This window comes from Pseudarthrobacter sp. 1C304, assembly GCF_052245515.1.
Taxonomy (GTDB): Bacteria; Actinomycetota; Actinomycetes; order Actinomycetales; family Micrococcaceae; genus Arthrobacter.
On record NZ_JBQQCH010000001.1, the window covers coordinates 36,254 to 50,390 of the forward strand.

Here is a 14,137-nt window from a genome sequence, read left to right on the forward strand (position 1 = left end):
TCTTGGGTTTCTACGTTCAGTAGTCCACGATCGCGCCGGCGGAGATGTTGACCGTGGCGTCCGTGATGGCACCGGCCTTGTCCGAGGCCACAAAGCAGGCGACGTTGCCGACGTCGGCCAGCGTTGCGGTGCGGTTCAGGTGGGCGGTCCGGGCGATCTCGACGACAATCTCCTCACGCCCCTCCACCTGCCACGGGATGGTTTCGATGATCCCGCCGGACACCAGGGTGACCACACGGATGCCGTTTTTCCCCAGTTCCAGCGCCCACTGCCGGCGCAGCCCTTCCATGGCGTCGAGGGCCACTTTGAACCCGCCGAGCCCGGGCACTGTCTGCGGGCCGGAGCCGCCAAACATCAGCACCACCCCGGAGCGTTGCTTGATCATGTGCGCCGCCGCGGCCCGGGTGGTGAGGAAATGGGTGCGCGTGGCCAGGGTGATGGGCTGGGTGAAGTCGTCGACGTCGATCTCCATGAGCGGCTGCTGGATGTCACCAAAGGAAATGACGTTGAAGGAGATGTCGATCCGCTTGGTTTTCCTGGCCACCCGGTCCACGAAGGCGTCCACCTGTTCCTCATCCAGGGCGTCGACGACGGCGGTCTCCGCCCGGCCGCCCTCCTCCTGGATGTCGCGGGCCACCTTCTCGAGCCGCGACTCGGTGCGCCCGGCGAGGTGGACGAAGGCGCCCTCCGCAGCGAAGGCCCTGGCCACGGCGCCGCCGATCGAGCCGCCCGCACCGTAGATCAGCGCCGTTTTGCCCTCCAACAGGCCGCTTCCCGGCATCTCATTGTTCAGCATGGTCGCCTGCCTCCCGCCGTGGAGTGGTGAATTCCCTCAACTATGTTCTCGCCGCGGGATACTGGCAAGAGGCATGGTCCGGTTGAGCAGACATGGATCAGTTCAGGTGGCCAGGGTTCCGCGCACAATGCTCACGCTGGAGTGCGCGGGGTTGCCGTCCACCGGCTCATCGGACACGTCCACGATCGGGTATTCGGACAGGTCGAGGCCGGCCGGGAGCGCGAACGTGCCGGAGTCCGAGGTCATGACGCCCAGGCTCACCAGACGGGACAGATCCGGTGCGATCAGCCAGACCTCCTGGTACCCGCGGGCTTCGTTCTTGTCCACCTGGACCTCCAGCGTGCGCTGACCGTCCGCGGCTTCGACCACCCGGGCCGAGCCGGTGGCGGAGTGCTGGTCCACGGGGGCGAGCTCGGCCCGGGCCAGGGGCGTCACCGGAGGCTGGTTCTGCTGCACGGACCAGAAGACCCCCGCTGCCAGCAGGGCCGTGGCCGCCGCGGCGGCCAGCCACACGCCGGGTCGGCGGATCCAGCCGGCGCCGCCGCTGCGGTCCTGCTTCCGGCTGTCCCTCTGCTGCCGTTCCTCGGGTGACGGGAAGGGCGCCGGCGCGGAGGCCGGCGTCGGCGGCTGGGGACGCGGCGGCGGAGCGGAACCCGCCGGCGGGGGGCCGAGCGGGTCGGCGGCAACGGCGCTGCCCAGTCCCAGGACACTGTGGATTCCGGCCCAGACGTGCGGGCCGGGCTGCGCCAGTGCGGCGTACTCCGGTCCCGGCCGTGCCGCCACCACGGCCCGGCGGAGGCCCGCAAATTCCGCTGCACAGTCGGCGCAGGAGCGGAGGTGGTCCGCGGCGTCGTCTCCGAGGTCTTCGCCAAGGGCCAGCAAGCTCAGGGACTCCTCGTCAAGATGTTGCACGGTCTACCTCCAATCGGCTTCTGAGCTGGGACAGGCTGCGACGGATGTGGCTTTTGACCGTACCCAGCGGCAAATCCAGTTTTTGTGAAATCTGCGAATGCGTCAGGTCATCGTAGAAGGCGAGCTTCAGGATGGATCCTTGCGGCTCGCCCAGCTTCTCCAGTTCACCGTCGAGCAGCAGGCGGTCGGCCAGTTCCTCCGCTGTTGCATGCCCGCCGGATACTTCCGGGGCCGGGGCGAGCTCGACGGCGGCCAGCACCTTCCGGGTTTCCCGCGTCGATGCCGCCTGGGCATCCGTGACAGCATTCCGGGTGATGCCGACGATCCACGCCGGGAGCCGGGCTTTGGCCGGGTCGAAGGCAGACCGCGAGCGCCACACCCGGATGAACACCTCCTGGGTGACGTCGTCGGCCGCGGAGCTGTCGCGCAGTGCGCGCAGTGCGAGTGTGTGCACCAAGGGCGAGAACTGCCGGTACGCCTCTGCCAGCGCGGTTTCGTCACCGGCCGCGAAGGACTCGTTGAGGCGCGCGTCCCACGCGGAGGAGTCCGTGAAAGGTGCCAAGCCCGGCTCCTTCCCGCTGCTGGAGGCGACGATGAGTGCTGCGTCCTGCATCATGCAGGCACCGCCGTGACAATGACATTGTCGCCGTAGTCCTGCTGTTCGTCCAGCCATCGTCCGCCGCAGGTCACCAGCTTCAGCTGGGGCGGGCCGTCGCGCTGGAAGAGGGACGCGCCGTCGAACGCGTCCTTGGCCATAAGCTCGACGCCGGTCACACGGAAGGTCACGGGCCCGGCACCTTCCCGCTGCACCGTCACCACGGTGCCCGGCGTGAGCGATTTGAGCTGGGAAAAGGGTGCTGAATCGGACGTCGTATCGACGTGCGCCGCGATCACGGCGGTGCCGGCGGCGGCTCCTGGGGCCGGTCCGAACCGGTACCAGCCGGCCTCCTCAAAGGGTTCCGGGATCTCCATCTGCCCGTCCGGACTGACTCCCACTTCCACAATTGGCATGTCGATGGTGGTTCCGTCCACAGTAAGGTTCCGCGGGGCCGGGTCCCGGGGCGTCGGCGCCAGCGGTGCGGCCGGCCGGACCGGGATGGAGGAGCCCCCGGCCGGCGCTGGCTGCTGGGGTTGCGGGGCAACAGTGTTCTGCGTGCTCTGTGTGGCCGGGTCAGGGGCTACGGTGCCTTGCGCTGCGGTGTACTGGGGGGCGGTGCTTTGGGGGGCTGTGCAGCCTGCGACCAGGAGCGCTGTTGCCAGGGCGGTTGATAAGCGTGCCACAGTGCTGCGGGCTGAGCCCTGTGTCCTCCCCCGCAGACCGGTTGCCCGCGGTGCCCGGCCGGGCGGCGCCGTCGTGATCTTCATGCCCTGACCTCCTCCTGTGGACCAACCCAGGGCCCGGCCGCCCGGCGGAATGCCGGGTGGCCGGGCTACCGGTTATTGCCTAGCGGATGCGGCGGAGCGCCGGGCGCCTGCGCGACGCGGCGATCCCGCCGGCCAGGAGCAGGAGAGCCGCGGCCCCGATGCCTGCCGCGGCGGCCGTCTGGCCGCTAAGGCCGGCGCCGGCGTCAGCGGCGCCCGAGCGTGCACCGGGAACACCGGCGGGGGCGGAATGCAGGCCCTCAATGTTCTGCACGGCCAGCTGCAGGTTGTTATCGGCGAGGCTGCCCCAGGCGTACACAATCGTGTGTGTGCCCTCCGCGACCGTCACATCGGCCGGGCCGATCACCGGGTCCGTGGTGCCGGCCGCGGCCACCGAGGCGGAGATGGTGCCGGGATCCAGTGTGAGGGTCTCCTCATTGGGGTTGGTCAGGCCGGAGATGACGGGGGATCCGCCAGCGAGGACGTCGACGGCCGGCGCCGCTGCCGTGTGGCGGACGGTCAGCTTGCCCTTGCCCGGGTCGATCTGCGATACGTCATTGGTGAAGAAGTTGGCGGTCGGCTTGCCCTCGGCGTCGAGGTTGGCGACGGCGGTGTAGTTTCCGCTGGCGGCGAGCGTGACCGTCACCGGTCCGATCACGGGGGCCGAGGCATCTGCGGCGTCGGCGGCTGTGATGGCCAGGTCGTAGTCCCCGGCCGGCAGGGCCAGGGGTCCGGCCAGGGTCCCGGGGGTGAAGTCGTCGAGGGTGCGTTCGCCGTTGACCCAGACATCAACCGTGAGTCCGGGAACGCCATGGAGGACAGACAGTTGGGCGTCTGATTCGGCCGCCTGGGCGGGGCCGGCAAGGGCGAGGGAGGCCGCGATTGCCACGGCGCCTGCGGTGAAAAGGCTGGTACGCATTTACATCTCCTTCAACGGCCCGCCGCGCGGGCGATTTTTGCTGACACCCCTACTACCGGCGGGGTGTGGCATTTGGATGCAAATGCATGAAGAGAGTTTTTTTTGCTGCGGGCAGCGGGACGGCCGGGCGCTTTCCGGGGGCAGCCCGGCCGTCCTGTGCGGCAAGGGTGGTGGCTGGTCCTGCTGGTTCTAGGCGCGCGGCGGGGTGTCCGGACCCGGCTGGGGCGCCGCGCCCGTGCCGGGCTGGGGCGCCGCGCCGGTGCCGGGCTGGGCGTAACCGGGCGGCGGGCTTCCGGGCAGCACCGCGTCGCCGGGACCCGGCGGCGCCAGGGCGGGCCCGGCGGAGACGTCTCCAGGATCCTGCGGGCCCATGTCGAGGTGGAACGGCGGGTACTCGTCACGCATGAGTGCCACATAGGCGCTGACCCGGTAGATCCAGCGGTTCAAGCCCATCAGGAAGTTGAAGAGGCCCCTCGAGTACACGCCGGTGAACAGCAGGATGACCCCGGCGATGAAGACCAGCAGCCCGAACAGGGACATCCCGGTGCCAACCTGCACCCATTCGTCCTCGTGGTACACCCAGGTCTGGGCGGTGCCGGTCAGCAGCGCGATGATCAGCAGGTGGGGAAAGGCCAGCAGCCAGGATTTCACCAGCACCAGGCCGTGGGAGAGCTTCTCCGGGTAGTCGACGTCGAAGTCGGCCGGATAGTCGGTGCGCTCCAGCGTAAAGGGCGGGTAGCGGTCCGTGCCGAGCGCCGCGTAGCAGTAGAACGCCACCCGCCAGCTCCAGCGCAGGACCCCCACGTTGAAATTGAACAGCGAGCGCGGATAGTGACCGGTGAACAGAATGGCAAACCACGCCACGATGGTGACCACGCCGAAGGCAAACCACAGGAAGAAGAGCACGATGAAGTGCGGAATCGCCAGGAACCACTTGACCAGCCACTTCCAGCGGGACAGGTCCGGGTCCAGGTATCCGCTGAGCCGGGCCGGATAAACAACACCCGCGTCCGGCGGGGTTCCGGCCAAAGCGCCCGCCGTATAGGGCCGGGCAGCGACGGCCTGCTGCCCCGGACCGGGCTGGCCGGGGTAGGGCTGGCCGGGGTAGGGCTGGCCGGGGTAGGGCTGGGTGGGCCCAGCCGCGCTGGCGGGTACAGCCGCGCTGGCGGGTACAGCCGGGCTGGCCGGACCTTGGATGCCAGAGCCGGGCGGGCCGTAACCCTGCGCCGGATAGCCGGGCCCGGCTGGCGGCATACCCTGCTGCGCCGGATAGCCGGGCCCGGCCGGCGGTCCGCCCTTGCCGCGGCCCAGCCCTGCGGCCCCGAACACGATCAGGGGCACACCGATGACCAGGAAGAGGATTCCGCCGACCAGGAGGCCGATGAAAACGGGCCACAGGAGGTCGGACCGGGCTCCGGCCCGCAGGTCCACGGCCACCGGCGTGGCGGGCTCGGCATTCATGATGACTACGGCCCACGACCCGGGCCGCAGGTCCCACTGAAGTTCCTGGGTGCCCGGCCCGGTGGCCACCGCGGTCCAGAATCTCTGGTCCGCAGGCGGCGCCGGAACCGCTGTGCCGGGAATATCCCGGTACTGCGCCCGGAACGGCGCGAATCTGACGTCGGCGATTTCGGAGTGGTTGACGCCAGCGAGGTATGCCGACACCTCGGACTGCGGGGCGATCCCGATGAAGATCGCCTGGGCCGGGTCGGCGGCGGAGCCACGGATCAGGATGCTGCCGGGGACCACCACGGGAGCCGTTTCCGGGAAGCTGCGTTCCGTCATGATGTCGAGTTCCGGCGAAGTGAGGGCGTAGGAATCCGCGGTGAAGCGCTCCACGGGGGTGGTGAAGAATCCGTTGTCGCGTTGCTGGTAGTTTGCCCAGCCCACGGCGCCGGCGCCGGCCAGCAGACCCAGGCCAAGGAGTGCGCTGAGCGTGCCCAGCACGAGCATAACCATCCGGCCTGGTCGCATGAGCGCCGTCCTTTCACATGGTCCCGGTCAGGACCTCCGGTTTAACATGGCCGCCGGGTCAGCGTCCCAGCGAGGTCAGAAGGCTCTGGGCCCAGCTTTCGGCCTTCTCGATTTCGCCGTCGCGCAGTGGCCCTTCGCTGCCTTTGACGTAGAACGGCATGGGTTCGGCGATGATGTCCGCGCCGCCGGCCTTGAGCGCATGGGATATCTTCTTCGCGGCGTCGCCGTGGATGAACATCCGGACGCGGGTGTCGAACGCCGCGGCGTTCACGCCCTTAAGGGTTCCGCTGCCCAGGGAGGCAAGCAGCGTGGTGATTTTCGGCGTCGGGCGCCAGCCGTTGATGGGGCTGCCCACCACCAGGAGGTCCCCCGCCGCGAGTGCCTCCGATTTGAACTCGCCCACGGGGACGGGCGTCGCCTCGAGCCCGTCGAGCGAGCCGGCGATCGCTTCGGCGACGGACTTGGTGTTGCAGTAGGCCGAATCGTAGACAACCACAGCTTTCACGCCGTGATCACCACCTTGAGCGCTTTAGTTTCCGCGGCCCGGGCGAAGGTGTCGTACGCCTCCAGGAACTGGTCGAAGCTGAAGTGGTGGGTTGCGAATTTCTCCGCTGGCACCTTGTTCTGGGCCACGAGCTTGAGCAGCATCGGAGTGGTGTTCGCATTCACCAGGCCCATGCTGATGTTGATGTTCTGGATCCAGAGGTTCTCCACATGCAGCTCAACGGACTTGCCATGCACACCCACGTTGGCCACGTTGCCGCCGGGGCGCACCACCTCCGTGCACATGCTGAAGGTCGCCGGGATGCCGACCGCCTCGATGGCCACGTCCACGCCCTGCCCGTCGGTCAGCGCCAGCACCTGGTCCTTCCAGTCGGCGTCGCTGGAGAGGACGACGTCGGTGGCGCCGAACTCGCGTGATTTCTCCAGCCGGTTCGCGTCAAGGTCGACGGCGATGATGGTGGCGGCGCCGTAGAGGCCGGCCGTGGCGATCGCGGCGAGACCCACCGGGCCTGCACCCACGACGGCGACGGTGTCTCCGGGCTTGACGCGGCCGTACTGCACCCCGATCTCGAACCCGGTAGGGAGAATGTCGGAGAGCATCACGGCCCGTTCGTCGGGAACGCCCTCGGGCAGGAGGTGAAGCGAATTCTCGGCGTACGGGACGCGGACATACTCGGCCTGGGTGCCGTCAATCAGGTGGCCGAAGACCCAGCCGATGCCGGAGGCCCCCTCGTCGCCCATGCAGTGCGAGTACAGCCCGGTTTTGCAGTTGGCGCAGTGTCCGCAGGACTTGATGCAGGAGATGATGACGCGGTCGCCCACTTTCAGGCTGGTCACCGAGGAGCCGACTTCGGTGATGGTCCCGACGCCTTCATGGCCCAGGATCCGCCCCTTCGTCACAGCGGGAACATCCCCTTTAAGGATGTGGAGATCCGTCCCGCAGATAGTGGTGGTGTCCACTTTGACGATCGCGTCGCTGGGGTTTTGGATCTTCGGGTCGGGGACATCCGTCCAGGATTTCTCTCCGGGACCGCCGTAGACGAGGGCTTTCATGCGTTCTCCTTGATTCTGAGGATGGTCGGCGGGTCCACGATCCGCAGCCGGCACGGCGTCACGGAGGCGTCGATGCCGGAGGACATAATGGACTGGCGGGCGTGCTCGTGGAGTTCTTCGACGGCGTCCGCTGTTACGCGGGCGTGGGTGAGGTCCACCACGATTTCATAACCGGGCAGTTTGGCGGCCACCCGCCGGCACACGACGTAGAGGGCGCGGATGTTGGCGGGCGTGACAACTCCCCGGACGTCCACCCGGGCCAGCTCCGCCAGGGCGTCGATGCGGATGAGCACTTTGATCTTGGGCTCACCATGTGAGGGATGGGCGTAGTAGGCGCTGCTCCGGGCTCCGTGGTGTCTGTGGGTCACGGGGCATCAGAGCTCCCGTGGTGCCCGAGGGTGGGCTGCGGAGTGTACAAATCGCTGTGGACAGTCATGTTGGCTGCGGTCTCCCGCCCTGATCCCGCAGACACGGGCCAGCGCAGGATGCCCTTTTCCTTCCCCAAGGTTCGAGCGAGACCGTACATCTGTTCAAACAGGCGATTCATCCCCCAATGGCGTGCAGGAACCGCCCCAGAATTCAGCTTGGACGGTGCGCGTTGCCGGGGCAAGGGGCGAAAGTCCCGGGTCGGCTGCCGGCTGCTGCCCCGGCGCGTCCGGATTGGTGCTGCGGCTGCCGGCCCCTAGCCTGTTTTCCATGCCTGCGATTCCTGCCGCTCCTGCGAACCACCTCCAGCTCGCCTCCGTACGGCTGCCCGGCGGCACTGCGCTGTACGACGTATACGTGGTCGACGGCGTGGTGGCGCGGGTCGCGACGGCGGGCCCGGCAGCGCCGGGCGCACAGGTGGTGGACCTTGACGGCCGGTACCTCATTCCGGGGTTGTGGGATGAGCATGTCCACATGACGCAGTGGGCCCTCGCCGCCAACCGGATCGATCTCGCCGGCGCAAAATCTGCGGGTGAGGCAGCCGACGTCGTACGTTCCCATGTGGCGGGCCGCGCCCGCGGCGACGGACTGACAGTGGTGGGTGTCGGCTTCCGGGACGCCGTCTGGGCCGATGTTCCCAGCCTGGCGCTGCTCGACGGCGCCACCAGCGGCGTGCCGACGGCGCTGCTGAGCCATGACCTGCACTGTGTATGGCTCAACAGCGCGGCCGCTTCGCGTTATGGCGTGTCGGTGGACCCCTCCGGGCTGCTGCGCGAGGAGCCGGCCTTTGCGCTGACCCGTGAGCTGGGAAAACTCCCGGACGCCGTGGTGGACGCCTGGGTACTGGAGTCCGCGCGGGCGGCTGCCGCCCGCGGGATCGTGGGGATTGTCGATTTCGAAATGACGTGGAACCGCGACGTATGGCTGCGTCGCGTGGCTGGCGGCTTCGACGCCGTCCGGGTGGACGCAGGGGTGTACCCGCAGGACCTGGACCGGGCCGTTGCGGCCGGCATGCGGACCGGTCAGGAGCTCGACGGCGGGGCCGGGCTGCTGCGGGTGGGTCCGCTCAAAGTGCTGATCGACGGTTCGCTGAACACCCGCACGGCGTATTGCGTGGACCCTTATCCGCATGGCGGCCGGGGCCTGCTCACTGTCAGCGAGGCGGATCTGCTGGAGCTGCTGCTCCGGGCCCGGGAGTCCGCCTTCGTGCCGGCGGTGCATGCGATCGGCGATGCCGCCAACGCGGTGGCGCTGGATGCGTTCGCGGCGGCTGGGATCTCCGGCAGGATTGAGCATGCCCAGTTTGTCCGCAGCGAGGACTTCGCGCGTTTCGGCCAGCTGGGCCTGACCGCCAGCGTCCAGCCAGCCCATGCCCTGGACGACCGCGATGCCGCCGATTCCAACTGGGCCGGCCGCACGGACCGGGCGTTCCCGCTGCGGTCGCTGCTGGCGGCCGGTGCGACGCTGGCGCTGGGCTCCGATGCGCCCGTGGCGCCGCTGGAGCCGTGGACCGCGATGTCGGCGGCCACCACCCGCTCGCGTCAGGACGGGCGCGCGCCCTGGCATCCGGAGCAGGCCCTCACCCGGCAGGAAGCCTTGACGGCGTCAACGCGTGGGCGGGGCACAGTCAGGGCGGGGGATCCGGCGGACCTGGCCGTGCTCGACGCCGACCCGCTGGCAGTTTCGGACGCTGGGTTCGCGGCGATGCCGGTGGCCGCCACGCTGGTGGCTGGGCGGTTTACGTTCCGGGGCGGGCTCTAAGCCCGCTTTAGCTGCCCTTGATCCGCGCTTGGACAAGGTTGGCATACGGCAGCCTGCCGTACTCCTCCACGAACGCGGCGTGGTAGCTGGCCTCGGCCGCGTTCAGCTGCTCGACGGGCAGCTCATTCCACGCGATGACCAGCTGGTTGGCGGCGGCGAGCTGCCAGATGAGCCGGCCGTCCCACTGGCCGGGTGGCTTGCCCTGGCCGAAGTCAACGAATTCCTGGATCTGGCGCCGGAGGCCGCGGTTGCCCTTGCTGCCGGGTCCGGCCTTGCCCACGTAAAGGACGTCGGCGCCGTCGACCCATTCGGCGGCGAGCACATCCTGCTTCAGGGTGGGATCTTTCTTTTTGAAGATGCCGGCGGTGCTCCTGGCCAGGAACTGCGGCCGGAAACCCTCGGGCTGGAGCACGGCGAAAATCCCGGGCTTCTGCGGGATCCGGTTGATCTCCAGGTCCCGGAGCGTCCGGAATCCGGTGAACCCGTCCTGCTTCAGAGTCTGTCTGGTGATCTGCATGGGTTCCTTGGATCGTGCGGGGCGTTCCTACAGAGTGTACGGAAGCGCCGGTTCCGGCGGCCGCGAAGAATGTCGGAGGTGCCCGATAGTTTGAATCCATGAACGGCGAGCAGAGGCCCGGCGGGGTTTCAGAAGCAGCTACAACAGACATCACGGCCACTGGCCGGCCCGGAGACGAGGGCGCCGCCAGTGACAGTTTCGACCGTGAGAGTGCCGCGTTGATTGCTGAGATCCGGGAAATCGAGGACGAGAAGTCTGCGATGTCTGCTCGTCAGGCCCGTCTGTCCGTCGCTTTCGATCTGGCCCAGCGCCGGAAACAGGCCGCCGCGGGGGTTCCGGCGGACCAGCTCGGCGCCGGGGTCGCGGCGCAGATCGCCCTGGCCCGGCGCGAGTCCCCCGCCAAAGGCGGACGGCTCCTTGGCCTCGCGAAAGCCCTGGTCACCGAGATGCCCCGCACCCTGGCGGCGCTGGAGGCCGGGCAGCTCAACGAATGGCGCGCCACCCTCCTCGTGAAGGAAACCGCCACCCTGTCCGCGGCGGACCGGGCCGCCGTCGACGAGGAACTCGCCGCCGACACCGGAACATTCGACGGCGCCGGGGACCGGCAAATCATCGCCGCCGCGCGGGCCGCTGCCTACCGCCGGGACCCGCGCACCGTCACCCAGCGCGCCGCCCACGCCGCCACCGAACGGACCGTGACCCTCCGCCCGGCCCCGGACACCATGTGCTACCTCACCGCCCTGCTCCCCGCCTCCGCCGGCGTCGCCGTGTACGCCGCCCTGACCCGGCACGCCGACACCGCCCGCGCCGCCGGAGACCCCAGAACCCGCGGCCAGCTCAAAGCCGACGCCCTCGTCCAACAAACCACCGGCGCCCCCGGCGGGATCACCGGCATCGAAATCCAGCTCGTCATGACCGACCGCACCCTCCTCCAGGCAGACGCCGAACCCGCCCGCCTCCCCGGCTACGGCATCGTCCCCGCCGGCTGGGCCCGGGAACTGCTCACAAGTGGCGGAACCGCACCGGAACCGGATACAGGTGCCAACACCGGCACCGACCCCCGCGAGGACCTGCGCATCTGGCTCCGAAGGCTCTATACCGCACCCGGCACCGGGGATCTGGTCGCACTCGACTCCCGCGCAAGGATTTTCCCGCCCGGACTCCGCCGCTTCATCACCGCCCGGGACGCCACCTGCCGCACGCCCTACTGCGACGCGCCCATCAGGCACCTGGACCACATCAACCCCTGGCACGACGGCGGCGAAACCACCGCCGCCAACGGCGCCGGGCTCTGCGAAGCCTGCAACCACACCAAAGAAACCCCCGGCTGGCGGGTCCAACCCCGCCCCGGCCCCAGACACACCCTCCAAATCCAGACCCCCACCGGCCACACCTACCACTCCACCGCACCACCCCTCCCCGGCACCCCGTACGCCGAATCAATGCTGCCCGGCACTCGACACACCGGCCCCGAGCTGCCCGGGTCGCCACCGGCCGAGAAGCCACTAACCGGCGTTCCTCGCTCCGGCCCATCCGTGCCCATACCCGGCACCGGAGACACCAGTCTTCACAGCCGCAAGCTCCGGCACCGCGCCAAAGCCCGCATGCTGGGCAGATCCAGAAAAGGGGAAAACCAACCATTGGTATCGGTACTGGCCAGACCTGGTCTGGACTGCTGAGCTGGCCGATCTCACCGAACTACGGCACAGGCACAGAACTACGGCCATCACCGGACCCCCGTCCCGGCCGAGCGCTACCTACCGAACCACTTCTCCGGCAGGGCCACATCGGCTTCCAAGGTGTAGTTGCCGGCGGAGTGGCCAAGCGCCAGCCGATAGCTGCCGCCGGCGGTGTGCCATTGCCCGCGCTCCGTGTCGAAGGAGGCCAGCAGCCTCGGATCAACATCCAGCGTGACGGTCCGTGATTCGCCGGGCTCGAGGTCCACCCGTTCAAAGCCGAGCAGGCGCATCCGGGGACCGGAAGGTTCCTCAAGAAGATAGAGCTGCGGAACGTCGGCGCCGCGCCGCTGGCCCGCATTGGTGACGGTGAACTCGGCTCGCACCACGCCCCGGTGCGTCACGGCCAGGTCTGCGTACCCGAAGCGGGTGTAGCTGAGGCCGTGGCCGAACGCGAAGAGCGGCCGGTGCCCCGTCCTGGCGAACCAGCGGTAACCGACGTCGGATCCCTCGTTGTAGTTGATGGTCGTCGGGGTCCCCCACGGCGTGCCGAGGCCCGGCAGTTCCGGCCGGGGTGTTTGGTCCAGGCCGGCAGGGAAGGTCAGCGGGAGTTTCCCGGAAGGGTTGACGGCACCGGTGAGGATTTCCGCGATGGCCCGCCCGCCGCACTGGCCGGGGTACCAGGCCGCCAGGACGGCCCGGACCTTCGGAAGCCACGGCATCGCGACGGGATTTCCGGTCTCGAGGACCACCACGGTGGCCGGGTTGGCGTCCGCGACGGCCTCGATCACCGCATCCTGGCCCCAGGGCAGGGACAGGTCCGCATTGTCGTAGCCTTCACCCTCCAGACGGATGCCAAAGACAACGGCCACCTCGCAGCGCCGGGCCAGCAGCGCCGCCTCGGCCGGGCTCATCCCGGGGTCGTATTCAAGCGCGGCACCGGGCAGCAACTTCTGCAGTTCCGCCAGCGGCGAGGACGGCAGAAGGTAGAGGTTCCGCATGCCGCCCATGATGCCCGGGCCGCCAATGGTGTGGACTTCGGCATAGCCGCCGGGCGGCACCACGGCACTCGATCCGGCGCCGATCGGAACTCCCAGCTGGGCGTGTCCTCCAATCACCGCGATCCTCAAGGGCGCGCCCCCAGCAGACGGCGGCTGCAGCGGAAGCACGCCGTCGTTCTTCAGTAATACGATCCCCTGCCGCGCCGTCTCGAGCGCGATGTCGGCGTGGGCGGCCGGGTCGACGTCGGGCGTTTCCTCCCAGCGGTCGATACCGACGTCGAAGATGGCGTAGAGAATGCGCCGCACCATCTCGGAGAGGCGTTCCTTGGGGAATTCCCCTGCGGCGTAGGCGTCGCGCAGTGGTGCGGTGAATGGCTCCTTGCCCCACATCATGACGTCGATCTGCGCGCCGGATTCCTGGTCCTGGCCCTGCAGCGCGAAGTCCCAGCTCGGCGTCGCGCCCCAGTCGGACATCACCCATCCGTGGAAGCCCCAGGCGCCTTTCAGGATGTCCTGAAGCAGGGTCCTGTTGCCGCCGGAATAGGTGCCGTTGACCTTGTTGTAGCCCGTCATGACCGAGCCGGGCCGGGCACGCTCGATGGCGATTTCAAACGCAAGCAGGTCGGATTCCCGGTGCGCGGCGGGATCGATAACGGCGTCCAGCCAATGCCGGTTGGTTTCGTTGCAGTTAAGGGAGAAGTGCTTGACCGTGGAGATGACCTGTTCGCCCTGGATGCCTTTCACCGACTCCGCGCCGAGCACTCCGGTGAGCCAGGGGTCCTCGGACAGGTACTCGAAGTTCCGGCCGTTGCGCGGGTCGCGGTGCAGGTTGAGGCCGCCGGCCAGTTGGACGTTGAGTCCTTTGCTGCGGGCCTCCCGGCCCACCAGGTGCCCGGACCTGCGGGCGAGTTCGGGATTGAACGTGGCACCCAGGGCAATCGACGCCGGGAGCGCGGTGGCGGTGTCGCCCTCCCGGTAGCCGGGGTTGGTGACGCCCAGACTCGCATCGCTCATCAGCAGCGCGGGGATGCCCAGCCGCGGGATGCCGGGCGTGTAGCCGGCACTCATCGGGACACCGTCGGGGATGCGCGGATCCTTTTCCTTGAGGACCTCGTTGGTGCCCATGACGCTGATGAGAAGCGAGAAACGCTCGTCGTCCGTCAGCTGGGCTTCGACGGCCCGGGCCCGTTCCATCGCTTCAGAGTTCACGCCTGGCCTGCCTTCGGAGTCAACCCG

The 14,137-nt window shown here is 68.7% G+C and carries 13 protein-coding genes; 2 read left to right on the forward strand and 11 right to left on the reverse strand.

What is annotated here, in order from left to right; translation table 11 throughout:
* Positions 1 to 16: 16 nt before the first annotated feature.
* The 9 genes from ACTWQD_RS00180 to ACTWQD_RS00220 all read right to left on the reverse strand — a co-directional run bounded on the left by ACTWQD_RS00180 (position 17) and on the right by ACTWQD_RS00220 (position 7,888).
* The gene (locus ACTWQD_RS00180) at positions 17 to 796 is read right to left on the reverse strand and encodes an SDR family NAD(P)-dependent oxidoreductase (RefSeq protein WP_443194194.1); all 780 of its coding nucleotides are present in this window, start codon (positions 794 to 796) and stop codon (positions 17 to 19) included.
* A 102-nt stretch (positions 797 to 898) separates the two neighbouring features.
* On the reverse strand, positions 899 to 1,708 hold the full coding sequence (locus tag ACTWQD_RS00185) for an anti-sigma factor domain-containing protein (RefSeq protein WP_443194195.1): 810 nt from the start codon (positions 1,706 to 1,708) through the stop codon (positions 899 to 901).
* The gene (locus ACTWQD_RS00190; RefSeq protein WP_443194891.1) at positions 1,695 to 2,321 is read right to left on the reverse strand and encodes an RNA polymerase sigma factor; all 627 of its coding nucleotides are present in this window, start codon (positions 2,319 to 2,321) and stop codon (positions 1,695 to 1,697) included. Before ACTWQD_RS00190 ends, ACTWQD_RS00185 begins: the two co-directional genes overlap by 14 nt.
* Positions 2,321 to 2,740, reverse strand: coding sequence for a class F sortase (locus tag ACTWQD_RS00195; RefSeq protein ID WP_443194196.1), 420 nt, complete (start codon positions 2,738 to 2,740; stop codon positions 2,321 to 2,323). Before ACTWQD_RS00195 ends, ACTWQD_RS00190 begins: the two co-directional genes overlap by 1 nt.
* Positions 2,741 to 3,152: 412 nt before the next feature.
* A complete protein-coding gene (locus tag ACTWQD_RS00200; protein ID WP_443194197.1) occupies positions 3,153 to 3,989 on the reverse strand; it encodes a DUF4397 domain-containing protein in 837 nt (278 codons plus the stop codon).
* A 189-nt stretch (positions 3,990 to 4,178) separates the two neighbouring features.
* Positions 4,179 to 5,963, reverse strand: a complete 1,785-nt coding sequence (locus ACTWQD_RS00205; protein ID WP_443194198.1) for a DUF4389 domain-containing protein — start codon at positions 5,961 to 5,963, stop codon at positions 4,179 to 4,181.
* A 58-nt stretch (positions 5,964 to 6,021) separates the two neighbouring features.
* The gene (locus ACTWQD_RS00210) at positions 6,022 to 6,468 is read right to left on the reverse strand and encodes a flavodoxin family protein (protein ID WP_443194199.1); all 447 of its coding nucleotides are present in this window, start codon (positions 6,466 to 6,468) and stop codon (positions 6,022 to 6,024) included.
* Positions 6,465 to 7,520, reverse strand: coding sequence for a zinc-dependent alcohol dehydrogenase family protein (locus tag ACTWQD_RS00215; protein WP_443194200.1), 1,056 nt, complete (start codon positions 7,518 to 7,520; stop codon positions 6,465 to 6,467). Before ACTWQD_RS00215 ends, ACTWQD_RS00210 begins: the two co-directional genes overlap by 4 nt.
* Entirely contained in the window at positions 7,517 to 7,888 is a 372-nt protein-coding gene (locus tag ACTWQD_RS00220; protein WP_443194201.1) for a hypothetical protein, read from the reverse strand. The genes ACTWQD_RS00215 and ACTWQD_RS00220 overlap by 4 nt, the downstream gene beginning before the upstream one ends.
* A gap of 328 nt (positions 7,889 to 8,216) precedes the next feature.
* Between ACTWQD_RS00220 and ACTWQD_RS00225 the strand changes: the two genes are divergently transcribed.
* Positions 8,217 to 9,707, forward strand: coding sequence for an amidohydrolase (locus tag ACTWQD_RS00225; protein ID WP_443194202.1), 1,491 nt, complete (start codon positions 8,217 to 8,219; stop codon positions 9,705 to 9,707).
* Positions 9,708 to 9,714: 7 nt separating this feature from the next.
* Here the strand turns inward: ACTWQD_RS00225 and ACTWQD_RS00230 are convergent, their stop codons facing one another.
* Complete coding sequence (locus ACTWQD_RS00230) at positions 9,715 to 10,224, reverse strand: hypothetical protein (protein ID WP_443194203.1); 510 nt, start codon at positions 10,222 to 10,224, stop codon at positions 9,715 to 9,717.
* A gap of 98 nt (positions 10,225 to 10,322) precedes the next feature.
* On the opposite strand from ACTWQD_RS00230, the gene ACTWQD_RS00235 reads away from it, so the two are divergent.
* On the forward strand, positions 10,323 to 11,903 hold the full coding sequence (locus tag ACTWQD_RS00235; protein ID WP_443194204.1) for a DUF222 domain-containing protein: 1,581 nt from the start codon (positions 10,323 to 10,325) through the stop codon (positions 11,901 to 11,903).
* Positions 11,904 to 11,977: 74 nt separating this feature from the next.
* Here the strand turns inward: ACTWQD_RS00235 and ACTWQD_RS00240 are convergent, their stop codons facing one another.
* A complete protein-coding gene (locus ACTWQD_RS00240) occupies positions 11,978 to 14,110 on the reverse strand; it encodes a glycoside hydrolase family 3 C-terminal domain-containing protein (protein ID WP_443194205.1) in 2,133 nt (710 codons plus the stop codon).
* Positions 14,111 to 14,137 lie beyond the last annotated feature (27 nt).

Bases quoted from the DNA above. Each gene is read 5' to 3' on its own strand.
- ACTWQD_RS00180 (WP_443194194.1), bottom strand. From the start codon at position 796: ATGCTGAACAATGAGATGCCGGGAAGCGGCCTGTTGGAGGGCAAAACG.
- ACTWQD_RS00205 (WP_443194198.1), bottom strand. From the start codon at position 5,963: ATGCGACCAGGCCGGATGGTTATGCTCGTGCTGGGCACGCTCAGCGCA.
- ACTWQD_RS00200 (WP_443194197.1), bottom strand. From the start codon at position 3,989: ATGCGTACCAGCCTTTTCACCGCAGGCGCCGTGGCAATCGCGGCCTCC.
- ACTWQD_RS00230 (WP_443194203.1), bottom strand. From the start codon at position 10,224: ATGCAGATCACCAGACAGACTCTGAAGCAGGACGGGTTCACCGGATTC.
- ACTWQD_RS00225 (WP_443194202.1), top strand. From the start codon at position 8,217: ATGCCTGCGATTCCTGCCGCTCCTGCGAACCACCTCCAGCTCGCCTCC.
- ACTWQD_RS00190 (WP_443194891.1), bottom strand. From the start codon at position 2,321: ATGCAGGACGCAGCACTCATCGTCGCCTCCAGCAGCGGGAAGGAGCCG.
- ACTWQD_RS00235 (WP_443194204.1), top strand. From the start codon at position 10,323: ATGAACGGCGAGCAGAGGCCCGGCGGGGTTTCAGAAGCAGCTACAACA.
- ACTWQD_RS00215 (WP_443194200.1), bottom strand. From the start codon at position 7,520: ATGAAAGCCCTCGTCTACGGCGGTCCCGGAGAGAAATCCTGGACGGAT.